Raw genomic sequence first — 24892 nt, forward strand, 5'->3', positions numbered from 1 at the left:
ATTTTTGATGTTTTGGTTATTTTATTTTATATCGCATCCCTGCGTAAACCATTCTGCCAATGACTGGTCCCCAAGTCATACCAGCATCATAATGTCTCCCAAAAGGGTCATTAGATGAAAGAATTGGATTTTTCTGAGTGAAATTGTTGAGATTTTCTCCCCCAACATACATATCCCATTTTAAGAAAGTCTTGGTAATTTGTGCATTGATGTTTGAGAATGCAGGTGCAGTGGTAAGTGTACCAGTCCCTGCTGACATCATCGAATGCTCTGACATGGCTGGCATTCGTCGAGAGCCGTTCCATTGCCAAGTAAAATCAAATTTCCATTTATCATAAGGCAGAGCATATCCCATATTGAATAAGATACGGTCTCGATTCAGAAATTGTTTGGTCATTAATGCCAATGTTCCATTTTCTGTTTGAAAATCATTTTTTACATCAAACCAACGATAGGCTAATTTGAAGTCAAAACGCTTGATTGGAGCGAAATTTAGTTCTGCTTGGTAGCTATTAGAAAAAGAGCGACCTTTCAGATTGTAGAAACTTAAATATCCAGCCTGTTCCATATCAACTACCAATTGGTTTTGAAAATTAGTACGGTAAGCATCTACAATAAAAGAAGCCTTTTGTCCGAATAATTCAAACTCGTTTGATAGACTTAATCCATAATTCCAAGATTCTTCGGGTTTTAGACTATTTTCAATAGAAATTGCCCTTGAACTTACCAATAAACCATAATTTTCGGCTAATGGATTGGGTACTCTCCAACCTTTTCCAGCACTGGCTCTTAGATGTACCGATTTACTAATATCATATTTGGCATGAATTCGGGGAGTAAATCGAGTACCATAGAGGTTATGAAAATCTACTCTACCACCTGCTACAACTGTTAGTTTTTCGGGATATGTATAGGTATATTCAGCAAATACACCTGGTACTGATTCAGTTCGTAAACGAGGATTAATGCCTGTAAATGTTTCATTATAATCATCTAATAAATAACTTGCACCTGCCTTATATTGATGATTGGTATTATTGATAATGTCTTGATAAATCAGATTGGCATAAATAGTATTTTGGCGACCAGAATAATTGCGTAATCCAAAGAATGATTGATTGTTATGAATTGTCCCATTCAAAATTAGACCCAAACCTCGATAGGGGATACTTTGAAATAGTTTGGCTGTTTTGCTAAAAAACTCAAGCCTCTTTGTTTGACTGCCAAAGCCATAGACCAAAGACGAACCTTGTAATTCAGGTTTGAAGTTAGTTTGCCCTCCCAAACGGTCTTCATATAAGGCTTTAACTCCGAACTGAGCCATCATCTTTTCATTCTGAAATTTCCAACGGTTAATTACATTGTATTGATTATAAAGTGGAATATCTAAAAAACTATCTCCGTTTTTATCAATGCGATTTTGCAAGGTAGAAGCATGAGTAAGCAAGCCTGTTGACCATTTCTTATTCAATTTCTTTGCTAAATTCAAATTAATTTCGCCACGCCCAAAGCTGTTTACATAGGTGTTCAAATACAATCTATCAGCCATATCAGGTTTTTGGAGTTCGATATTGATTTGACCAGTCATTGACTCATAGCCATTGACTACTGACCCAGCTCCTTTACCGACATCAATTGATGTTATCCAAGTACCTGGCACATAGTTTAATCCAAACGTTGTGTTTAATCCACGAATATTTGGAATGTTTTCAGTATTGGTTTGAACATAATTTCCGCTCAACCCTAACAATTGGATTTGTTTTGAGCCTGTAACGGCATCAGCATAACTTACTGATACACTTGCATTGGTTTCAAAACTCTCAGAAAGGTTACAACAAGCAGCTTTGGCAAGTGCTTTGGTGGTGATAATCTCAGTTTGAATAGGATTCAGACGGTCTATCACACTGGCTTCACTTCTAACAACTACTTCTTGTAAGGTAGAAGATTCCGTTTGGAGATAAATCGTTTGAAAATCATTTGAATGAACCATTATCGTATCGGTTTTATAGCCAATCGAACTGATAATTAATTCATGATTTTGAGAAGTCTTTAGGATAGAAAATTTCCCTTCAATATCGGCAGAAGTGCCATTTTTACTGTTTTTCCAACGGAGTACCGCACCAATAAGGGGTTCGGTTTTGCCGTCAATTTTCTTTTCTAATACAATTCCTTGTAGGTTTTGCGAATATACTGTTGAAGTAAATAGTAATACAAATAGTATTACTATTTTAATGATATTTTTTAACATAAAAATGATTCAATTTATTGAACAATAGAAAAACTACCTATTGAAAAATAGGCACAAGAAGTTCAATAAATAGAATCAAATTAAGAAGGATTGGATGTGTACGAGCAGTTTTCTGCCTGCATTTGGTGGAGCTGTATTATAGTAATGACTTACTTTGAATGATACAGGCTCACTCGACCAGTTGAAAGTATAAAAAGGTGAAAAAGAACAACATTCACCGATAAAAACAGGAATGCTCAGTGAGACTTGATTAACACTTGAAGAAGCGGTGTTAATATGAACAAAAGTAGAATGTTCTTCACAACACTTAGTCCGTTTAAAATTTGCTTTCGAGGATTTCGCTTCCTTTTTAAGCATTTTTTGTGGACAACATTTAGGCGGACTGGATAAAATGAAAGTTTTTTTACCTTTTACTTTACATAAATGTTCTATCATAGCAAATCCAGTGCTTGCAAAAAGCACTTGAAACGCCATGAAAAGACACAATATGCGAGTAAGTATTTGTTTCATTTTATGAAAATAATTGCAAATATTGATGATATTTAACAAATATTGTTATATTTTGTTCAGAATGGTTTATATAATTTTCTGAAACAGAGTTTACCCCTGAAATCTTTTATTTTGAACTATTACAAATATAGTCGTAATAAACATTTTTTACTCAGGAAAAATAAATTCAATAGGCTCTGAAATGTTCAGGCTTCCAAAAACACCAATGCAGCCAGCAATCTGACTTTTTAAAAACACAGGCTCTACAAACGGATTATAGGTTGCCAATTTTTGGCGGTCAAGTGCATCGAAGAAAGCAGCAGATTTGCTATCCATTGTTTGTAAATACACTTTTGCAACTTGTCCATTTGTGTGCGTGTAAGCTGGTTCAATAACAAAACTCATTGGTAAACCATTTTTATTTTGGTCATTATAAACTGAACGCCCAACTTCATTTATAGTAAATTTATTTGCTCCATTACATTCAGTTCGATAAACTTTGTTGTTGGCAGTTCTGACGGTACTATCAACTTGTCGAATCATCTGAAAGCGATAATTATTTTCTTCGTTTTGGGTATCATTAAAATTCAAAATTATGCCTTCATGCTCGCCATAAACATCATTGAATTTTTGAGTATAATCTACTGTATTTAATTTGGGTTTCGATTGGTTTATAGTTGTTTCGGCTGTATATGTTGTGCCTTGATAAACAACTTCTAATTTATAGGTTTTACCAAAAACAGCAGGAATTTTCCCTAAATAAAAAAACTCCTCTTGACATAAAAAAGGATTTCGTTCTGATGATGGTTTTAAAATATCTGTTTCGTTGCCACTTGAAATTTTGACAGTTGCATCAGTAATAAATAAATCAGCACTGCTGGTTTTTGAACTAAAATAAGCAACTGATTTATTTAAAAATAATTTAGGTACTTGCCCAGGCACTAACAAACATTCGATTGAAAGTTGGTCTTGATATGGTTTTTCTTTGATAGTTATGACTTTTTCACAAGAAAAATCCATAAAACCTATCAGTGTAACTAAAAATATAAGAATGACTTTTTTCATTGTAGAAATGTTAATACTTAAAATTTGAAATTATAGCTCACACTCGGAACGGCTGGTAATAATGATACTTGTGTTGCCACTGGAGTTTTAGTGATTTCATCGGTACTTAGATAAACAAAATAAGGATTTCGACGGCTGTAAAGATTATAAACACTAAAAACCCATTCAGATTCGTAGCTTTTATGAAATAGTTGCCTTGTCTTTTTATAAATGGCACTTACATCTAAGCGATGAAAACTATTTAAACGATAATTGTTTCTCTCCGTATAATCTGCATAAGTACCGTTGTAAAGTGTACCTCCATTGCCAACATCTACTCTACCAACAGGCAAAGTATAAGGTCTGCCAGTATTAAAAACAAATGCTCCAGAAAGCATCCAATGCTTAGATAAATCATAGTTGCCAACTATTGAAAGGTTGTGGCGGCGGTCATAAGCAAACGGAAATTCTTTACCAAAATTTAAGTCTTTAAAGGTTTGATTTGTCCAAGAAAGGGTATAAGCTAACCAACCATTAAATTTTCCAGAATTTTTTTCGATAAATAATTCTGCACCATAACTGTATCCTTTTCCAAAGGTTAGATTATTTTCAATGACTGAAACTTGTGTCAATAATGTACCCTCCTTGAAAAGTGCTTGGTTTTTCATGTCTTTATAATAGACTTCAAAGCTGGTTTTATAGGTGTTTTCTTTAAAGTTTTTGAATATGCCAAGTGAAATTTGTTTCGATTGTTGTGGTGCAGTTGCCTTACTCGCAGGAATCCAAATATCAGTTGGCAACGAAGCTGTTGAGTTTGGAATCAAATGCAAAAACTGATTCATTACGGTATAAGACAACTTCAAAGATGTTTCTTGGTTTAGATTGATTTTTGTAGAAATCCGAGGCTCAAGGTATTTATAAGAAATGTCTTTCGTATAAAAATACGGTACTCGTAAGCCAGCATTCAAACTGATATTTGATGAAAGTTTGATTTCGTCATTAAAATAAAATGCTAATTCGTTGATGATTGTTTTTATAGCCAAACTATCAGGATTAAATTTGGGAACTTTGCCACTTTTTGGGATTTTTATTGAAGCCGAAAATGGAGCAAATGTATGTGTACTAAAATTTACACCAAACCGAACATTATGATTTTGATTTGGGTAAAACTCAAAATCAGTCTTGGCATTAATGTCTTTAATTGATGAATAAAGTTGAGCTACATAGCCACTTTGAATTGTTGAAAGACCTAAATGGTAGTTATTGATGATGAACGAAGTATTGGCAAAAAGTTTTTGATTAAATAAATGATTCCAACGAAGTGTGGCTGTACTATTTCCAAAATTTATACCATAATTAAGGCTACTTGCTCCTGTATAATTGGCATTGTCATTTCCATAAAAACCACTCAAAAATAATTTGTCTTTTGGTGTGATTTGGTAATTGATTTTGGCGTTCAAATCATAAAAAGTATAGCCAATACCTTTGACAAAGGGTTTTGCCAATAAATCAATATATGTCCGTCTGCCTGAAATGATAAATGAGCCTTTTTCTTTTTTTATTGGTCCTTCGACAGTAATATTTGAAGAAATCAAGCCTATACCACCTTGAACAGCAACTTTTTTATTATTTCCCTCTTTCATTGTAATATCTAAAACCGAAGAAAGTCGCCCACCGTATTGGGCAGGAAAACCACCTTTGATAAGTGTTACACGATTCAAGGCGTTAGAATTAAACGTACTAAATAAACCAAAAAGGTGATTGGGGTTATAAACGGTTGCTTCATCGAGTTGAACTAAATTTTGGTCTGAGTTTCCGCCACGTACATAAAAACCTGTTGTACCTTCATTTCCTGCTTGCACACCTGGCAATAGTTGAATGATTTTCATTATATCTCTTTCACCTAAAACCACGGGTAATGAATTTGCCAATTTCATCGGTACATCAATAACTCCCATTTGGGTTTTCTGTACATTATCATCATTTCGAGAGGCTTTTACTACTACTTCTTGCAAGTTTGAGGAGTTTTCGAGCAAATCAATATTTAAACTTTGATTTTGTCTGCCTGAAAGTTTTTTGATTTGTGGCTGATAACCTAATGATGAAAAAACAACTCCCAATGTATCACTTGCTTTGAAAGTAACAGAATAAAATCCATAGGTATTTGCAGATGTACCACTTTTGGTATTGGTCAAGAAAATACTTGAACCAATGACTGCCTCACCTGATTTAGCATCTTTGATATAGCCACTCAAAGTATAGTTTTGAGCTGAAACAGATAGCGAAATGATAGCAAGTATGAATATAATTTTTATTGAATGTTTCATTTAATGTTTATTTATAAATTATCCTCACTTACCATTACACAACTTCCAATGATTCCGTTGCCTGACTTCTTTTATATTTCCTATTCTTAGCTTTATCTATCAGAATTATATACTATACTTATAAAAGGCATCATTGCATCATGAAAATACCTACCATATTCATAATTTTTCTTAGATAGTCGGTATTGTGCATGGTATTCAGCATAGAGCAAACTAATCCCTAATCGAATGGTTAGGTCTCTATTCGGTTTTAAACCAATATACACCTCTGAATTATTTGTACCTCTCCCCAAAAAATTTATGAATGTGGGTTTTATAAATAAAGAGTCTGGTTTTTTTATTCCAAAAATAGTTGCCGAACTAATTTTCTTACCAATTGAAAATCCAAAAAGGTCAATATTACCACCTAAAAGAAGATATTTACTATGTAATTCAAGGTAAATAGGTACATTAAAAGCATTTATATTTACTTTTTGTGTAGGGTTTATAGACACTCCACTTCTATTTTTTGAAATACCAAAAAAATCCCTTGGCTGTTCATTGAATGAAGTCATTCTTACTCCAAAACCAGCATGGATAATTTGTTTTTGCCCGAAAATAAATGTACCATTATATGCCAAAGTTATGGCTGAACTATGCTTTCTATACCCATATCCAAGAGCAAAATGCTCCCTAACATTAGTAACTTGTGCCGCAGTTTGAAAGGAATACAATATGAACATTAAAAATATATGATTGCTTTTCATAGGGACGTTGCTAAATCAATTAGATTTGTCAAAAATCAAGTAACTTTTAAGTAAAATAGCGGATACAGTAAGTTATACCCGCTATCATTTTCATTTCAATTAGTTTAGTTTTAGAAATTTCCCCGTAGCATCAAATTCTGTCTCGTAGCTTTTTCCAGCCAAAGTAAATTTGACCTCATAACCAAGTACAGTTCCTGCGGTATTTTTTTCTACGACTGCACCCACAAATACATAACCTGCAAAATTTGTTGTTAAATAAGTACCAACAATAGCAGGTAAATCGGTTTGAGCAATTACCACATCATTGCCATTCTGCCCATTACCTTGCTCGTTACCACCATGATTATCGCCACCTTTACCACCTGTATTTACACTTACGAAAGTTCCGACAGCATCAAATAGAATATTGTATTTTACATTGTTCTGTACAATTTCCACTTTGTAGCCTGTTACAACGCCAAGACTCATTTTGCTTTCAGCTTCTTTAAAAACATAGCCAACATAATTAGCACCTAAATAAGTAGTAATCGCTGGTAACAAAGCTGTTTGGGCAATACCTGCACCTTCATCATGTCCGTCAGGAGTTTCGAGTTTTGTAAATTTCCCTGTGGCATCAAATTCGAGTTCATATTGCGTAGTTCCAACAGTAATAAGCGTTTCATAGCCGATTACAATAAGTCCATCTTTTGTAAACTTTGCGTCAGCTTGCACAATCGTATAACCTGCATAATTGGCTTTGAGGTAATCTATAATTGCGGTCGGTAGGGTTGCTGGGTCAATTACGTCCCCCACTTTCAGAAACGCTCCAGTATTTTGGAATGTAGCTACTTTTCCAGCGTTGTTTTGTTTAAAGGTTGCCATAAAAGACGTAGGAGAAGTCTGATTCCAAGTGGTATTGGTAGCCGTTGGGAAATTTTTGCTTAAAGAAGCCACTACAACGGCGGGAACATTTGTAGTTCCGATAGCGGTCGGCAATGTACTTGCCACAGGCGAAATCAAATCTTGCGTTTTGCAAGACGAGAGTGCGAACACTCCACAAAAAAGCACTAAAATGATTTTATTCATAAATAATATTTTACCCTCACCCCATTGAGGATTGATTTAGAGGTAGATTCATACTTTGGGGTAGCATGAAGATTTTCTCGTTAGTAACGTTTAAAAATAAAACCTCTTGGTATTGCTTTTTGCTAAAAAAAAGACCGACGAAAGCACTTCGGTCTTTCCAAAATCCACTAACTGTATTACTCTATTTAAAAGCATTTACCAAACGAGTAAAATATATCCATAAGTGTTTTTTCTATAAAACCGTAGTTATTTACCTTTACACCAATTACAAAAGTTTCGTTGCCTATCAATTTAAAATATTTAGACTATTCGTTTTTATATACCTTTCTAATAAAAGTTGTTGTTTGAAATTTTGAATTGTCTTAGTTGGACCTTCATCCAAGCTGAGATTGATAAGCCATGCAGGAATATTACCGCCAGGGTTTGATTTGAAAATATATTCACCATAGACAAGGTTATTTTTAGCACTAAAAGTCCATTTTGAATAAAAATCTTTGATTCTAACTACATTTCTGCTCTCTGGCACAATGTCCAATTTTGCATAAGAAACTGACGTTACCACCTTCGTTTGTTGGTTTTGATGAATCTTGCTATGAATGACCACATCTCTATCATCTAAGGGAAATGGAAAGTTAAATTTATTATAATATTCCATTTCATAGGCATTAAACTCCTTTACGGTATATGAATAGGCTGCTTTATAAACCCATTCCCGATAAGCATTTACATCTCTCAATGCTTCTACGATTGTGCTTAGGTTACTATTGAAAGTAGTCTGTATTTTGACTTCATTCAAATTGCTATTAGCAACCGTTCTGAAATACACTTTGATACCATTTGTTTCTTTGACAAACTTCCACGGGTTTTCTTGTGAAAAAGTAGTTATTGAAGCCAAATACAATAGCATTGAGAGCATTATTTGCTTTTTCATGTTCTTTCTTTTTTTAAGCGACTAAATGAGTTTTGTTGTAAAAGTCGTGGAAAAGTTATTTGCTGAGTTTGATGTGGTGGCGAAGAAATAGCTTGCTTTTGCCCGCCTCGATATTCATCCATCGGCATTAAAATTAAGTTTTTAATGTTTGCATTTTCTTCGGCTGCCATGTGTGTATCTACGCCAAATATGGTGTGATTGGCATCTAATTCCATGAAAGTTCCGAAAATCCTGTCCCAAACACTGAGTACATCTCCATAATTACTATCAGTATATGGTACTTCGTAATGATGATGTACATGGTGTAGATTTGGTGTAATGAAAATCCAGCCGACGACTTTATCAACTTTATTGGGTAAACGAAAATTAGCATGAGCGAATACATTTGAGCCGATTTGGATAAACTGGCGAAAAATCAAAGCCCAAAATGATACACCTGACAACAAAACCCAAAGAACTAAAAAAGACAAACGAATGAAAGTTTCGCCTGGATGTTCACGCAAAGTTGTCGAAACATCAACCACGGTATCGCTATGATGCACCAAATGGAATTTCCAAAGCGTTTTTACGTGGTGCATTAGCACATGATAGGCATATTCACACAAATCTAAAACTATAAAAGCCAATAGAAATGAGTAAATTGGCTTCATAGTTGGTAGCCAATTTATCAAACCAAAATGATTATTTGTGTCAAAATCAATGACTTTCAATAAAACATAACCCAAAAGTAACTGCACTGGAATGGCAGGAATCGTAAAAAAAGCATTGGTAAATGCGTGTTTCCACTTGCGATAATTGAGGGTTACACCTGAAAAACTTTCGATATTCCAAAAAAGAAAAATACTTACGGTCAATAACACAACTCTGTGCCAATCGGGGGCATCTGAAAAATAATTAATTAGAAAATTCATATTTATGTTCATTTAGGTTTTTGAAAATTGCTTGAAAAAATTTAATAAAAAGGTAGCTGGCAAGCACCAAACTACCTTTCTGAACTACCTAAATGAATACAGAAACCTGTATAATGAATGAAAATTATCGGAAGTCAAATCTTCGATTTTGATTCATTTAGGCAATAAAAACCCCAACCCATTGAAAATTAAATTCCAATAGTAAATTATTTGTGAAAATAAATGTGGGGCTTAAAGACTTACTTTTGGGTTTAGATGAATGTTAAGCAGGTACAAGCATAGTTTGATTAAGGTAAGTTTTTATATCTTTGATTGTCTGAAATTTATTCCAATCAGTATCAGGAATACTGGTATTATACATACTTTCAAGTCTTAAAACGAGGTCTGTTACATCCAATGAGTCCAATCCAAGGTCTCGTGTCAAGTGAGCTGAATCTTTGAGAGAATTGGACGGAATGCCCATTTCTTCAAAACAAGTGTACATTTTTGCTGTATTTCCTTCCATTTTTCATTTAGGTTTTAAGTGTATCATTTAGGTTATTTTATCTTTTAATTTACTCGGTGGAATTCGAGATTTTTACCAAATAATTCAATACCCCAATAGCCTCGCACAATGAGTGTGCTATTATCTTTTAATCTGACTACGGAACTATATTTTCTTCCAGAATTGGGGTCATAGACTGTTCCATTTTTCCATTCACTCTCACCATTATACGTGAGATTTTTTACAACCTCCATTCCAAGCCATTTTCGAGTTCTTAACTTTGGGTCAGGGTTTTCAGTATCCTTGAAGTCATCCATATTTGGTGTTGATGGAAGACAAGCAAACCAAACAACTTTTCCAAAATAATGTCCCTTCTTATTGAAGATTTCAACTTTTAAATCTTTATCTGCCGAAAGCCATGTTCCAACGATTTTGTCAGATGCCGAACTATTCGCCATTTCGGATTTTTTGTTGTCTTTTGCTATATTTACGAACAAAAAACTAATTAAAAAGAGAACTTTCATAATTGTCATTTTTGATTATGTCATCATAAATTATAATATAAAAAACCAAATCAAGTACAAACTCATATCGGTCGGGTGTTCGCTTGGCAGGGAATTTTAAATCAAAAACCCCTTCAAGGTATTCGAGCATTGAATCTATTTCCTCTCGATTTAATCCAAAATCAGTTTTAAAGTTTTTCGACAATGTTACTTCTGATGGAGCTATCAGAAAATTCTGATGTAAATAAGAGGTTAAAAAATATAGGTCGAATTTCATGATAGCCTCCAAGTCAGATGTACTAATTTACGGATTGGGTTGATTTGTGATTTTATTCCTTTTTCTGTGAATATCATAATCGAATAAACCGACTTTTATGCCAAAGTTTACCGATAAACCACTCATTTGACTACTCGTCGGAATCAAAAGTGGATTTGTACTTGTTACTCCGCTTTTCCCTGCTGCAATACGGTAGTTTGCTCCCACAAAAATTTTGGCGTATTTTAAAATATTGGTTTCTAAATGAATACCTGGTTGAATCATAAAAAATAAGTTATCTTCCATGCTCTTTTTCCCATTATCACTATTGCCGTTTTCCTTCATACCACCTTCATTTTTTCCTTTTTCTCCATACGTATCACCATCATTTTTACTATTGTGATTTGCCCCCACTGAATCTATCTGAGCCATTCCAGCACCAATTACTAAGGGGAAAGAAACATGAACCAAAGAAGTAGGTTTTGGTGTATATTCCAATTTTAGTCCTCCAAACTGGGCATCAAAATTATAAGCCTTTGTAGAACTCAATTTCGTGGGGGTATAATCTCCCAAAGTCGAGTAAGCTACGCCACCAATACCCCATTTTTTATTGACTTGCAACATGGCAGATACACCACCCATTGGGGCATAGCCACCTGCCAAACCAGCGTACTGTATTTCAGGAGCAACGTAAAGTCCCAAAGTATTAATTTTTTTGAACGGGTTAATTTTTTTGCCACCCAGCAAAGTTTTTGTTTCGTTGGTGTCTTGTGCATACACTGCCGTTACGGTCAAAACCATTGCCAACACCATCAGAATTAGATTTTTTGATTTCATCATTTTCTTGTTTTTTAAATTAATATTTCCTTTATAATTACCATTACACCAACTTCATATAAAAGCGTTGCCTCCTTTCTAAAATTTTTATTTTCAAGATGAAAATTTATGTAGTTCATTAAACACAATTCATAAGGTTTTCAAGAATTCAATTAACGCCATTCTTTCCGAACTTGATAATTTATCACCATAAATATGCCCTTGGTTTCCGTATCCTTTTATTGAAGTATCATAAGTTTGATTATCTGTTTTAGTCGTTGATATTGAATAATTCCAACCAACTTTTTTAGTATTATAATCGTCTGGCTTAAATGTCCTTTTCCAGATTTTAGGTCGTACAGAACTATTTAAAAGGTCTTCTAATGTAGGTACAGAACCATTATGAAGATATGGAGCAGTTGCCCAAATTCCATCCAAAGGGGGAGCGATATAACCGTTTTTAGCTACTAACTTTGCGGCAAAAGGTTCTTTACTAAACCAACTGTTATTGTACCAGTTTAATAGTTGAGGATAGGCAAAATTAGTGCTTGCTAAAGCTGGGTCAGTACCAATACTTTCGAGTGAAACCAAAAGATTGGGATAATCATTTTTATCATTCGATGAACCATGACATCGACTACAATTTGTTTCGTATATTGCTTTTCCATCAACTACTTTTTGTTTGTCAATTATACCAGTGTAGGTCGGAGGTATCAAAGACTTAATATAGGCTAAAACATCAGGAAATTGTTTATCAATGATTCTTGCTTGCGTAGAGTCTTGTAAACTCACTAAACTGGAAGCCATCATAATTCGGGCAAAATCGCCAGTTCCTACACCTGTGTAAAACATCGCATTTTTCTTTTTCAATAACCACCATGCAGGAACATCGGTAGGAATTACTTCTTTTGTAATGCCCCAAGGGTCGTTTTCACGCCAAGTCAAATCGGTTGGATTGCGGTGTGCTGCCAAAATTGCAGCATATTTGTCAGCAGGATTAACTCCACGAGTTTCTGTTACAGTAAGTGGACTGATAGCTTGAAACCCACGTTTATAAGGTATAAAAACTTGATATTCGGAGGAATTCAAACTATAAGTTCCTCTCATAAGAAAATCCAATAGGCTAATATTTGAACTTTGGTCAGTCGTAAAATCAAATTCTGTATTTCCTAAACCTATTACAAACTCATTGTTAATGGTACTGGCATGACAGTTTAAACAATTTGCACCTACTACACGAGTATTGTTAGAAGTTGTTACAACGGTGAAACCATAACCAATTTTTGCATTATCACCTTGCCGTTTTAAAATGTTTTCAGTATTCTCGCCTCTCAATGAAATCCATAAATCAAAAGGAATACCACTATCTACATAATTACCATTGACTAAATAATCATATCCTTTTTCTACATTTCCAGACCTTTGAATCGAAGCAGGAAGCTTTTCAGTAATTTCAACTTTTGGTACAGGCTCTGAAAGTTGATTTTTACATGATAAAGTAGTCAATGAAAAAAATACAATCATTGATTGAATAATTTTATGGCGATATTTAACAAGTCTTTCCGTCATACTTTTTCATTTTTTGAGACTAAATTATTCTTAACCACTGATACAATTATCAAAATGACAAGTATTACAAAAAGTATCAATGATGAGCCAATTGTCCCAAAGTTTAGCCCTCCTTTTTCCAGTGGTTTTGTTAGTAAATCACCGAAAGTTGCTCCAAATGGACGAGTCAAAACAAAAGCTAACCAGAATAATACAACATGGGATATTTTTGCAAAATAATAAGTCAATACTATACATATCAACAAACATCCTATGAGAACGGCACCACCAATAAAGCCAAGTCCCGAATCATCTGCTAAATAATCACCTAACGCAGTTCCCAAAGTATTAGAAAATAAAATAGCTGTCCAGTAAAATACTTCGCCTCGAAGTGATTGTATATTAGTTACAGATAAAGACTTTTCGGTTAATTTCCATACGATTAATGTGATTATTAACAGCGAAACTAAAATCATTGAGCCTGTTGCGTACCCTAAGCCCAAAGTTCTATCCATATAATCTGACATGGTAGTACCTGCGGTGCTGGTTGCCAGAATAACGGCCCAATAAATCATTGGATGAAATTTTTTGGAGAAAAGTTGAGTCATTAATGTAATAAAAAAGAAACTTAAAAGAATGGCTGAACTCAACCCATATCCAATTTTTAGTGTCTGAGCCAATAAATCACCAGCGGTTTCACCCAAGGTTGTGGCACAAATTTTCATTATCCAAAATGAAATGGTGATAGCAGGTAATTTATTCATATACGCAATATTTAGAGTATTTTTTAGCTATTAAACTAAAAATTTTGCTTAAAACAGTAGTCTTTTTACAATTCACCTACTACGGTAAATTTGACTAAACAGTAGGTGCGTTAATCACTTTTTAATTTAAAATTTAAGTTGTAACCCTGTAAAAATGCCAAATTTTGAGATTGCAGGATTATCATTATGGTTTAGTCGCCAAATGGCATCTACTGTAAATACATGAAAAATATTTTCAATGCCAAAACCCGCTTCTGCGAAAGGAGTCTTACCTGTTCCCGTTCTGACATCGTTGAGGCTATTATAAGTTTTATTGGTTACGGACATACTTCCCCAATACACATTTGCAGTTACCCTTTCTCGCCAATTCAACTTATTGAGTAAGGGAATTTTATCAAAAATAAAGCCCCCAAGTGAGTAACGAGTAAGCAAGCTTGCATATTTATCATCAGCAAATTCATAAGGATTCATGGTATTAAAGGCATAACTACTCAAAAAATAGGCTTCGTTGCCTCTCGGTACATGGAGTAAAATATAGGGTAGTGTACCAAAAGTTTTGCCCATACTTAGGTTATAATAAAATGTTCCTTTGGGTGGTAATTTGAAGGTTTGAATAATACCAACATCTATCTTATGGTAGTTAAATAAGGTTTTAGCAGTTGTTTCAAAGCCAAGAGTATATTTAAAATGTAAGACAGGAAAAGGCGTTGAAAGGTGAATTTTATCGTAATTCAAAATCGTGGTACGCTCGTTATGTGCATATCTAAAATTAATTGACCCCTCCGAAGTATAAAGTTGGTGTAAAATATCACTTGGCTGTGGCACTTTATCTCCATCAATATTTTCATAAATAAACTTAAAAACAGGGTCAATGGATTTGTAAGCTAAGGCAGCTTTCACCGTCCAATTTTGCGTAAGTTGTCTTTCATGTTGAAGTTTCAACTCGCCTACAAAAATTTGAAAAGAAGGAATGTTTTTCCGAAATGCAAAATTGAAAATATTATCTTTATCCAGCTCATCATCATTGACCGTTACCATATCATAGTCTTTGTGAGCATACAATTCCGTTTTAACCCAAGGCGAGATAGAATGTAAATACTTGATTCCAACGCCTCCTTTCAGTCGTTTATCGCCAAAACCATAAGCTACATAAGCATTTAGGTTAATTTTTTTATTAAAATCCTCCAATGTCCAAAAACCGAACCTTGTTCGCCAGCCTTCGGTAAGATTGCGACTAATAAATGAGGAATAAGGTCCAACACGCAAGGTATTATGGGCGAAATCCCAATAACCACTTGCCAAAAACGTAGTCATTTTTACTGTTCTATTAAATCTATCATTATCTTTCAAAGAATCAACCGCTTGATAAATAGCAATCTCACGCTTACTTAGGCTATCCAATCGGGCAGTTTTCCAAAATTGGTCGGTTTTATTCAAATAGTTTGAATCAACTTGTGCATATTTTGATTTGAACAAAGTAGAATCTCTGATTTCTTCATTGAGTTTTACTTTGTCAAAAGTTGTAGTATTACTAAAAACTAAGTTTTCTCTTTGCTTCGTTTTCGATGAAAAAGGTAAACCAAATAACTCTGGACCAGACTCAATTTCAACTTCCGAAATACCCTTTTTAGGCATCCATGCCTTCATGGTATCTGCAAAAACAGGCACAAAATCTTGAAAGAAACGTACACCTTTAATAAAATTGAGGTTTACATCTTTACTAACCGTCATGTCGAATTTTTGTACGGCATACGAATCATCCTCAATCCACATCTCGCCATTGAATGTATTTTCGTTTTTTCGTTTGGGCGTAAATTTCATTCTAAAATAGCGGTGCGTAGGGTCGGTCATGGTGGTATCCATGATTTCGTATTTATAATAATGCGAACCAACGTCCGAAATTGGGCTTACAAAGTTGTTATTATATAGGATATTCCAGTTTTGATAAATATTGATTTTCTCATTGAATTTATCAAACTGTCTAATAAATTTATCGGTTTCGAGTCCGATTGTTTTTTTTGCTTTCAAGTTTTGAATCTGAATCGGGGGTTTCTTTGAATGATAAAAATCGGAAAGAGTTTCATAAAAATACAAGGGCATAACCGACTTATTGCTCGAATCCAAGTTTTGATAAGTCGAATAAACCATGTCTTTCATCGAGCCTTTTTTAATGTTTTCTTGTTTCACATTTTTCAAATCTACTTCCGATTTATTATAGACTTCATATTGATAATTATTGAACTTATCAAAATTATTATATCCTTTTCGGGCAACTACTTTTTTCCACAAGGCTTTTCCAGGGTCTGCATAAGCAGTTACTTTAACTTCATTAAGTTTTGTCAAAGAACTGCTAAGTAGGAAAATGAAGTTTTGAGAAATTTTGCTATCAATGTGCTGACTTTGAGGCAAATATCCAACCATCGAAACTATGATAGAATCTGATGGATGTGAAGTTTTTAAAGAGAAAAATCCATCAAAATTTGCCTGTGTACCTGTTTTTGTGCCTTTGAGTTGAATATTTGCAAATGGTATTGGTTCTTTGCTTGAAGCATCCATTACTTTACCTGTCAAAGTTTTGGTGGTTTGGGCGGTACTTATAATCGTAATTAATAATAATGGGAGTATGTATTTCATTTCTTTGTTGGTTCTTTATTTGCCTTTACACCGAATATATAAGAAAGCGTTGCCTTTGAAGAGAAATAAAATTTTGATGCAAACCTATAATTGGATTCTGTATAAAATCTGTATAAAAAATATGCTTAATGGTAAATAAATCCAAAATCAGTACAGAATCTTTTTGCAATTTTGCAATATGAAAATCTTACTCATTGAAGACGAAAAGGCTTTGGCGATAACAATTCAGAAGTTTTTGCTTGATGAAAGCTATGTGTGTGAATGGGTATCGAACTTGCCCGATGCCGAAGACAAAATTGGGGTTTATGAATATGATTGTGTGTTGGTAGATATTATGCTGCCCAATGGCTCGGGACTTTCGATTGTTGAACAACTCAAAAAACAACAATCTTCAGCAGGAATTATCATTATTTCTGCTAAAAATGCCCTTGATGATAAAATTAAAGGACTGGATTTAGGAGCGGATGATTATTTGACAAAACCTTTTCATCTAACAGAACTCAATTCGAGGGTAAAATCGGTACTGAGAAGAAGGCAATTTGGCGGAAATAGAGAAATTATTTTTGGTGAAATAAAAATCCTTCCCGACTCAAAAGAAGTATGGGTTGGCACAAAAAACATCATTCTTACTCGCAAAGAATATGATTTGTTGATGTATTTTGTAGCAAATAGCAACCGAGTTTTGCCAAAATCAAGTATTTCGGAGCATCTTTATGGCGACGAAATTGACCAATCAGATACCTTTGATTTCTTGTATTCTCACATCAAAAACCTAAGAAAAAAGCTCATCGAAGCGTCTTGCCCCGACTACATACAGACTCTGTATGGTGTTGGATATAAATTTAGTCTCACATGAAACTCATCAATAAAGCTACTCGTTCGTTTCTGATTGCTTGCCTTATGGCCTCTATTGCTGGCGGAGTTTTGTGCTATTTTATATTAAAAAAAATCTTAGCAGAAGAAGATACCGAGCGACTGTATATTCAAAAAAATAAGTTGGAAGATTTTGTAAAAACAAATGGCAAGTTGCCCGAAAATGATTTGCCTTTTTTAGATAGATTTTGGGTTTATCCAACAAAAAATTATAAACCTGTTGAGCTAAAAGACACAGTTTTACGAACCAATCCTCATCACGATGGTCTTGAAATCAAACAAATTGCATTTTGTGTAAAAACGGCCGACGGTTATTACCAAATCAAAATCCGAAAAGCACTTTATGAGTCCGAAGACCTTATCGAAGCCTTGCTTGCTGCCTTTGCAGGATTAATGGTTTTGTTGGTTGGAATGTTGTTGTTTGCTAATTATCGCCTTTCTCGTAGCATTTGGAAGCCTTTTTATCAATCTTTAGATTTATTACAAACTTTTAAAATCACTCAAAAAGAGGCTTTGGTTTTTGAAAAAAGCAATATTTTAGAGTTTCAAACGCTACAAAAAAATCTATTTTCATTGACCGAACAAGTGAGGCGTGAGTACCAAAGTCTTAAATCTTTTACCGAAAATGCCTCACACGAATTTCAAACACCTTTGGCGGTCATTGGCTCAAATTTAGAGCTTTTATTGCAAGATAATAACCTTGTTGAAAGTCAAATGCAGCAAATTGCTTCGTTGATTGAATCTCTGGGCAAACTTTCAAAGCTCAACCAAACCTTATTGCTTTTGACCAAAATCGAAAACCGACAGTTTGAAACTGCAAAAAGTATCAATTTATCAGAAGCTCTTTTTGAAAAACTCAACCTTTTAGATGTTTGGATTCAGCATAAAAATTTGGTCTTGGAAAGTTATATTTCGCCAAATATTTCTATCCAAATCAATGAATATTTATTAGATGTTTTGTTGAATAATTTGTTGGGAAATGCCATCAAATATAATCTGATTGGTGGCAAAATCAATATTGAACTCAATGAACGTAATCTTATCATAAAAAATACAGGAAACCCACTCACAATGCCAACAGAGCAACTTTTTGAACGTTTCCAGAAAGATAGTTCAGCATCTGATTCGCTGGGGCTGGGCTTGGCATTAGTCAAGCAGATTTGTGATACTTACAGCTTTCGGCTTAGTTATGTTTTTGAAAATGGTTGGCATATTTTGAGTGTTGTTTTTTGATTATTTCCAAATCAGAATAAGCATACCCACTAAAATAAAGCCAGCTCCAATCAAAATTTTTGTAGAAATTGGTTCTTTAAGCAATACAAATGAAAGCAATAGCGTAACCAAAATGCTTGCTTTATCAATACTTGCTACATACGAAACGGGGCCTTCTTTCATGGCTCGGTAATAAAAAATCCAAGATAAAGACGTTGTAAGACCCGAAATAACTAAGAATATCAAATTGCTTTTTGGTGCTTGTTTTATCTCATAAAAAGCATTTTTAAACAAGAAAGCATTCATCATAATTATACCAAACACCACAGACGTTCTGATACTTAAAGCGGTATCACTGCTTAAATTTTTCATTCCAAATTTGGCTATTACAGACGTTAATCCAGCGAAAATCATTGAAATTATTGCAAATAGTTTCCATTTTTCCATTGAAATTATTTTTTCATGGTTATAAAATCCTTATCAAAACTTACGACTATAACCAAGCCTAATAACCTGTGTTTCGTAATAGTCATTGCTGGTATAATTAAATCCTTGTCCTTTAATTTCTTTTTTGATAATCATTGTGTTGAGCAAGTCGGTAGCATTAAAAAACAATTCTCCTTTCTTAATTGCCTTTTTTAAGCCAAGGTCTAATGAAAAACGAGATTTTATTTTGCCTTGCGGAATGATGTCAGGAGCTAAATAAATAGCCATTAATTGGGCATCAATGTTTTTAGCAAAATGAAAACTGTTATTCAACTTGATGTTTCCAGAAAACAATGTTTGCTTTTCGGCTGAGAATGTGTGCGTTATAGGATATTTATTTTCAACCGTAAAAGCGTCAATTTGATTTCGGTAAGCGTTTAAATTCACATTAAATGAATATCGTTTAGAGACTTCTTGCGATAAAACCATTTCCAAACCTGTGTTGTAGCTTTTATTAACGTTTTGAAATGTGGCATAAATCAGGTTGCTGGGTGGCACTATGCTTGATATTCTGGTGATTGTTCCGTCGGCAAATCGGTGATAAAGGGCATTGTACAAACTGCCTTTTTCCCAATTAGTTTTGTAACCCAGTTCGAGAGAGTTAGTAAATTGAGGTCGCAAAGCAGGATTGCCAACTTTTATAATTTCAGCATCGTCATATTTTGGAAAAATCCGAATATCAACTTCATTTGGTCTATCTACTCTTCGGTTATAAAAAACAGAAAGTTTATTGTTGTCATTAATTTTGTAAGCCAACCTTAGGTTTGGAAACGGTTGGATATAGTTATAGCCATCACTTTTGTAAACAACATGATTTGGATTTACATCGTATTGGATTTTTACATACTCAACTCTCAAGCCCAGTTCTGTCTCCCATTTTTTATTCTCAAAGATATAGTTTCCATACATAGCAGGAATCAACTCTTTATAGGTTGCCCAACCGCCCGCATTCACATCCAACACCGAATTTGCACCTGGAATAAATTGCATATTTGTTGGAATACTCCTATTTCTAAGCTTTACTCCTGTTTCAATTCTTCCATATTTCAATGGTTTTATATAATCAAGATTAAAATCATAAACCTGTTCATCCGACAATAGTTTAAAGGCATCTGTTCCTTTTGAAATCGGCAAATAATTATCGTAAAAATACTTTTCATCTTCTCGATGGAACGTATAATTAAAACCAATATTTAACAAATGACCTGCTTCTTGAAATTTGTGCTGATAATTTGCCGTAGCCATAATGGTGGTTTTCAATTCATCTTCTAAAAACTGCCAAAGTCTCAATCGTTGCGAGAGTTCGCCATCAAAAAAAGGCTGGTCGCCACGGTCAATGATTTTTTCACTACCAAAAAGCCCAGAAATCGTGAATGAATTTTGGTCATTTATGGCATAATCAATTCCCGATTTTAAAGTTGTAAAATGGGTATTTCTATTGCGTTTTAACTGAGAATTTATTATTTCTCCGTTGTCATATTTTCTGGTTACAAACTCATTTTTGTTGAGCGTTTCGATATATAAATAATCGCCTTGAAAAAAAACATTCGCTTTGTTTTTTCTGTAATTGAGCGAAACATTGGGGTTTATTTTGGGCGTAAAAGTATATTGAGGCCTGATGCTTGGCAAATTTTCTCTTCTTACCCAAAGCGAGCCTAAGCCAGTCGTAAAACCGATTTTTCCATTAAATCCTTCTTTTTTGTTTTGTTTGTAAATAATATTGATGATGCCCGCATTGCCATTTGCATCATATTTGGCGGAAGGATTATTGATAATTTCAATTTTTTCTATCGCAGAGGCTGGAATATTATCCAAACCCGTTTGGCTTCCAAAGCCTGTTAAAGCAGTTTGCTTGCCATCAATCAGTACCGTAACTCTATCACTACCACGCAGTTGCACTTTTCCGTCTTGCACGGTAACGCTCGGCAAATTTTGCATAACCTGCAAGACCGACCCACCACTTTGACTAATATTATCTTTTACCGAAAATGTTTTTTTGTCCATTTTCTCACTTATTTCTTCGGCTTTGCCAGTTACTACAACTTCATCTAATTGCTTAGCTCTTTCTTCCAATTCTACCGTTTTTATGTCTAAATATTCAGTAAGATTACCAACAAATAAGGGCTGTTTTTTGGTTGAATATCCCAAATAAGTAAATTCTAAATAGTAATTTCCTGATTTTATTTTTGATAACGAAAAACGCCCATCTTCGTTAGTTGCTGTTCCACTTACAAATGTGCTATCCTTTTCGGTTTTCAAAACTATATTTACAAAAGGCAAAGAAGTTTTGGTGTTTTTATCTTTTACAATGCCAGAAATTGTAACCAAAGCCTGTGCATTCGCAGCCGAAAAGATTAGCAACTGCAAAATTATTGTGAATAATATTTTTGTTTTTATTATTGATTTCATCAGTTTTTCTTTCTAAAATTAACAAAGGGTTTTCGTTGCTTAATTGCTAAAATCAACATCAGGTTTATTAAGGCTACGTTCTTTTTTACGGAAATTAGCATCGGGTTTTCCGAGTGGAAGTTGTAGCGTAAGTTTATAAAAACGAATATCACGGCGACTCATCGTGGCTTGATAAGTGTTGTTTGTTTCGTAAGTTGTAACAAATTTACGGGAATTAAAAATATCATTGATATTAAAAGCCACACTTGCACGGTTTTGCATAAATGATTTTCTGATGGCAAAATCGGCAGCCTTTACGGGCAATCTATACCCTTGCAACGAAGGCGAACGCCCATCACGGTTTACGCTCACTTGTGCCGAAATATTGGCAGGAAAACGGTAGCTCACACTCGCTTTGCTTCGAACCGTAAAGGCTTGGTTTGTGCTGGTATTTGTCTGCAACGCTAAACTAAAAACATTGATATTTGCCATGACTGATAATGCTCCTGCGGTGTATTTAAAGGTGTTTTCCATACCAGTTTGAATATCGGCTTTTACATTGACAAATGTCGTAACCAAAATAGTAGGGTCGGTAGCCAAAGGCTGAATAAATGGCTTGATGGTATGGTCTTCGTAGATGTAATAAAGCGATGCGTACCAACTCAAATTTTTAATGGTTCGGTTATAATTCAGCTCGGCGGTATTCACAAATTCGGGTTGTACATTCGGATTGCCAATGGTGATATTCTGGCGGTCGTTGGCTTGTATTCCGACAAATAAATGTCTAAAATTTGGTCGTCCAACTTTTCTACTCAAACTTAAACCCAACTCTGAATCTTCATTGATTTTTTTCGATACTGAAAAAGACGGAAAAAATGCTTGAAACCAATTTTTGCCATTTTTTGAAGGATAAGTGTAACCAAAAGAGGCATTATCAAACTTTGAAAGTCCGTGCAAAAACGACTGTTCAACCCTCAAACCAGCTTCCAAACTAATGTTTTTAGGTAGTTTTTTGCCATAAAGAAAATAGGCTGCATTGATGGTTTCGAGTACATTGGCATTTTGAGAATAATTGACCAAAAGATTATAGGCTTGCGTATCGTTGTTGAGTTGGTTGAAAAAATACTGCTGGTCACGGTCAAAAGTATAGCTTCTGATACCCATTTCAATTTTGGTAGAATCGTTTATGGGGTGTATATAATCTAACTGAGCCAAATACTGACTACCAATTTGGCGACCAGTAATTTTGTCTTTTTCAGGAAAACCTACTTGATTGCTCCCATTGGCATTTTGGGCAGTCGTGAGCCAATCGGCAAGGTTTGAAACATTGTTTCGAGTATATGAAGTAAGCAAACTTAGTTCACGACCTTTCTTGGCAAAAGTACGTTTCCAATCAAACTCAGCTCCGATATTTGTATAAGCATTTTGTGGTTGCGTTGTTCGTCCGCCATAGCTTGTAATAAGATTCTCAGCATTGCGATATTCGTAATTTTGATTGGTGGCGGTATTAAACTTTCCGCCAACGATGTTTCCTGCAACCGAGAAAACATTGTATTTATTGGGCGAATAGTCAACCACCAAACGGCCATTATTGAAGATATTATCCAAACTAATAGCCGTGTTTTGGTTGAAATAATTGCTGGGCGTTCCGTTGGTAAAATTGGTGCGATTAACATAGCCATTCAAAGGGTTTTTCGTTGAATTCATGTTATATAGTGCCGTTACGTTCCATTTTCCTTCGTGGTAATCTAAGTTCAGAGAGCCATCAAGTCTTGAATTGTTACCTACACCCAGACTTGCGGTGCCATTATAGCCAGTTTTGCGATTTTTCTTTAAAACCAAATTCACAATGCCGCCCGAAGTAGAAGCATCATAGCGTGCCGATGGATTTGAAATAACTTCGACCGATTCAATCTGATTGGCAGGAATCTGTGCCAAAGTCAGTTGCGTAGGTTTGCCGTTGATATAGATGGTTGTCGCCAAGTTTCGCAAAGTTGGATTTCCGCTTTCATCCATACTGATTGTCGGCACATTTCTCAATAAAGCTTCTGCCGTTCCACCGACTGAAGTAAGATTTTTCCCAACATTAAAAACCCGCTTATCCATTCCCATCGCAATGGCATCTTTTTCGGCTTTTACCTGTACTTCTTTGAGTAATGTCGCATCTGGCGATAATTTTATTATGCCTAAATCAATCGTATTCTCTGTTAATTCGATGGTCTGGCTCATGGCTTGATAACCAATAAACGAAGTTTTTAGAGTCAATCTGCCCGCTGGAAGGTTATTTATTGTAAATATCCCTGTTTCGGTAGTGCTTGCACCACCGATAAGAGAATCTTTGGCATTCTGATTTTTGAAAATACTTACCGAAGCAAAAGAAAGTGGCTGATTGTTAGTCGCATCCGTTATTTTTCCAGTTATTTTTCCTTTGGGCTGTTGTGCAATGGCCACATTTGCCATCAAGGATAGGATAATGAAGAGATTTTTAAACATAATTATATTTCTTTGATTTTAAGTACTGCAAAATTAGTCGTTGATTCTGTCGTAATTCTGGATTTTTAATAAAAAGTGTGCTATGGTTTTATTCAAGCATTTTCATTTCTCCAAAATCGCTACATAATTCAATCGTAATGTTGCATCGTTAAACTTAAATAACGAACAACATGAAACGTAACATTGTATTGGTTGCAGTACTCGCAACCACAATTAGTACAGCCGTTTTTGCTCAAAAAATGGCATCATATAAAGTTCCAGTTGCTGTAAAACAGGCTTTTGAAAAGGCTTATCCAAATGCCAAATCAATCAAATGGGACAAAGAAGGCAATGATTATGAGGCTTCATTTCAACAAGTAAAAGAAGAATTATCAGTTGTTTTTGATGCAAAAGGTCAAGTTTTAGAAGTTGAAAAAGAAATTGAGTTTTCTGCACTTCCTGCGGCAATCCAGACGGCATTGAAAGGTAAAAAAGTAAAAGAAGCAGCCATGATTACCAAAGGTGGAAAGACTATGTATGAAGCCGAAGTTGGTGGAAAAGATTTAATGTTTGATGCTCAGGGTAAAACAATTAAATAAAGGTTTTCCCTATGAGTGAAAAGGTAGTGTCGTTAGTTCGACTCTACCTTTTCGTGCTTAAATTATTTATTTTTTAGCACAGGCAACGGTTTATAA

Annotated in this window: 20 protein-coding genes and 1 pseudogene; 3 read left to right on the forward strand and 18 right to left on the reverse strand. The window is 34.6% G+C overall.

The window, feature by feature from the left end:
• Window positions 1–16 precede the first annotated feature (16 nt).
• The 15 genes and pseudogenes from IEX65_RS05170 to IEX65_RS05240 all read right to left on the reverse strand — a co-directional run bounded on the left by IEX65_RS05170 (window position 17) and on the right by IEX65_RS05240 (window position 16766).
• Window positions 17–2248, reverse strand: coding sequence for a TonB-dependent receptor (locus tag IEX65_RS05170; RefSeq protein ID WP_188764960.1), 2232 nt, complete (start codon window positions 2246–2248; stop codon window positions 17–19).
• A gap of 75 nt (window positions 2249–2323) precedes the next feature.
• Complete coding sequence (locus tag IEX65_RS05175) at window positions 2324–2758, reverse strand: HYC_CC_PP family protein (RefSeq protein ID WP_188764961.1); 435 nt, start codon at window positions 2756–2758, stop codon at window positions 2324–2326.
• Window positions 2759–2905: 147 nt separating this feature from the next.
• Window positions 2906–3802 (reverse strand): DUF4249 family protein, encoded by an 897-nt coding sequence (locus IEX65_RS05180; protein WP_188764962.1) that lies wholly within the window; start codon window positions 3800–3802, stop codon window positions 2906–2908.
• Between the two features lie 17 nt (window positions 3803–3819).
• Window positions 3820–6108: a TonB-dependent receptor gene (locus IEX65_RS05185; protein ID WP_188764963.1), complete on the reverse strand. Its 2289-nt coding sequence runs from the start codon at window positions 6106–6108 to the stop codon at window positions 3820–3822.
• A gap of 92 nt (window positions 6109–6200) precedes the next feature.
• Window positions 6201–6854, reverse strand: a complete 654-nt coding sequence (locus tag IEX65_RS05190; protein WP_188764964.1) for a hypothetical protein — start codon at window positions 6852–6854, stop codon at window positions 6201–6203.
• 99 nt (window positions 6855–6953) lie between these two features.
• A complete protein-coding gene (locus IEX65_RS05195) occupies window positions 6954–7919 on the reverse strand; it encodes a PepSY-like domain-containing protein (protein ID WP_188764965.1) in 966 nt (321 codons plus the stop codon).
• Between the two features lie 286 nt (window positions 7920–8205).
• Complete coding sequence (locus IEX65_RS05200; protein ID WP_188764966.1) at window positions 8206–8850, reverse strand: START domain-containing protein; 645 nt, start codon at window positions 8848–8850, stop codon at window positions 8206–8208.
• Window positions 8847–9761 (reverse strand): sterol desaturase family protein, encoded by a 915-nt coding sequence (locus IEX65_RS05205; protein ID WP_188764967.1) that lies wholly within the window; start codon window positions 9759–9761, stop codon window positions 8847–8849. Before IEX65_RS05205 ends, IEX65_RS05200 begins: the two co-directional genes overlap by 4 nt.
• A 262-nt stretch (window positions 9762–10023) precedes the next feature.
• A complete protein-coding gene (locus IEX65_RS05210) occupies window positions 10024–10266 on the reverse strand; it encodes an acyl carrier protein (RefSeq protein ID WP_188764968.1) in 243 nt (80 codons plus the stop codon).
• Between the two features lie 44 nt (window positions 10267–10310).
• Window positions 10311–10769, reverse strand: coding sequence for a DUF2147 domain-containing protein (locus tag IEX65_RS05215; protein WP_188764969.1), 459 nt, complete (start codon window positions 10767–10769; stop codon window positions 10311–10313).
• Window positions 10747–11025, reverse strand: coding sequence for a hypothetical protein (locus IEX65_RS05220; RefSeq protein WP_188764970.1), 279 nt, complete (start codon window positions 11023–11025; stop codon window positions 10747–10749). The genes IEX65_RS05215 and IEX65_RS05220 overlap by 23 nt, the downstream gene beginning before the upstream one ends.
• Window positions 11026–11052: 27 nt before the next feature.
• A complete protein-coding gene (locus IEX65_RS05225; protein WP_188764971.1) occupies window positions 11053–11844 on the reverse strand; it encodes a hypothetical protein in 792 nt (263 codons plus the stop codon).
• Window positions 11845–12188: 344 nt separating this feature from the next.
• Window positions 12189–12276, reverse strand: a pseudogene (locus IEX65_RS28215) (c-type cytochrome); the annotation flags it as partial.
• Window positions 12277–13385: 1109 nt separating this feature from the next.
• Window positions 13386–14132 carry a COG4705 family protein gene (locus tag IEX65_RS05235; protein WP_188764973.1) on the reverse strand — a complete coding sequence of 249 codons (747 nt, stop codon included), beginning with the start codon at window positions 14130–14132 and terminating at the stop codon, window positions 13386–13388.
• 126 nt (window positions 14133–14258) lie between these two features.
• Window positions 14259–16766: a DUF5686 and carboxypeptidase-like regulatory domain-containing protein gene (locus tag IEX65_RS05240; protein ID WP_188764974.1), complete on the reverse strand. Its 2508-nt coding sequence runs from the start codon at window positions 16764–16766 to the stop codon at window positions 14259–14261.
• 178 nt (window positions 16767–16944) lie between these two features.
• Here IEX65_RS05240 and IEX65_RS05245 point away from each other — a divergent pair, with 178 nt between their 5' ends.
• The gene (locus tag IEX65_RS05245) at window positions 16945–17622 is read left to right on the forward strand and encodes a response regulator transcription factor (RefSeq protein ID WP_188764975.1); all 678 of its coding nucleotides are present in this window, start codon (window positions 16945–16947) and stop codon (window positions 17620–17622) included.
• On the forward strand, window positions 17619–18872 hold the full coding sequence (locus IEX65_RS05250; protein ID WP_188764976.1) for a sensor histidine kinase: 1254 nt from the start codon (window positions 17619–17621) through the stop codon (window positions 18870–18872). The genes IEX65_RS05245 and IEX65_RS05250 overlap by 4 nt, the downstream gene beginning before the upstream one ends.
• Here the strand turns inward: IEX65_RS05250 and IEX65_RS05255 are convergent, their stop codons facing one another.
• From IEX65_RS05255 to IEX65_RS05265, 3 genes are read right to left on the reverse strand one after another with little or no spacing between them, the layout of a single operon-like run.
• The gene (locus tag IEX65_RS05255) at window positions 18873–19298 is read right to left on the reverse strand and encodes an EamA family transporter (RefSeq protein ID WP_188764977.1); all 426 of its coding nucleotides are present in this window, start codon (window positions 19296–19298) and stop codon (window positions 18873–18875) included.
• 33 nt (window positions 19299–19331) lie between these two features.
• The gene (locus IEX65_RS05260; RefSeq protein ID WP_188764978.1) at window positions 19332–21746 is read right to left on the reverse strand and encodes a TonB-dependent receptor; all 2415 of its coding nucleotides are present in this window, start codon (window positions 21744–21746) and stop codon (window positions 19332–19334) included.
• A 39-nt stretch (window positions 21747–21785) separates the two neighbouring features.
• Window positions 21786–24218, reverse strand: coding sequence for a TonB-dependent receptor (locus IEX65_RS05265; RefSeq protein WP_188764979.1), 2433 nt, complete (start codon window positions 24216–24218; stop codon window positions 21786–21788).
• A 170-nt stretch (window positions 24219–24388) separates the two neighbouring features.
• On the opposite strand from IEX65_RS05265, the gene IEX65_RS05270 reads away from it, so the two are divergent.
• Window positions 24389–24796 (forward strand): PepSY-like domain-containing protein, encoded by a 408-nt coding sequence (locus tag IEX65_RS05270; RefSeq protein WP_188764980.1) that lies wholly within the window; start codon window positions 24389–24391, stop codon window positions 24794–24796.
• Window positions 24797–24892 lie beyond the last annotated feature (96 nt).

Source organism: Emticicia aquatilis, from assembly GCF_014644295.1.
Classification (GTDB): domain Bacteria; phylum Bacteroidota; class Bacteroidia; order Cytophagales; family Spirosomataceae; genus Emticicia; species Emticicia aquatilis.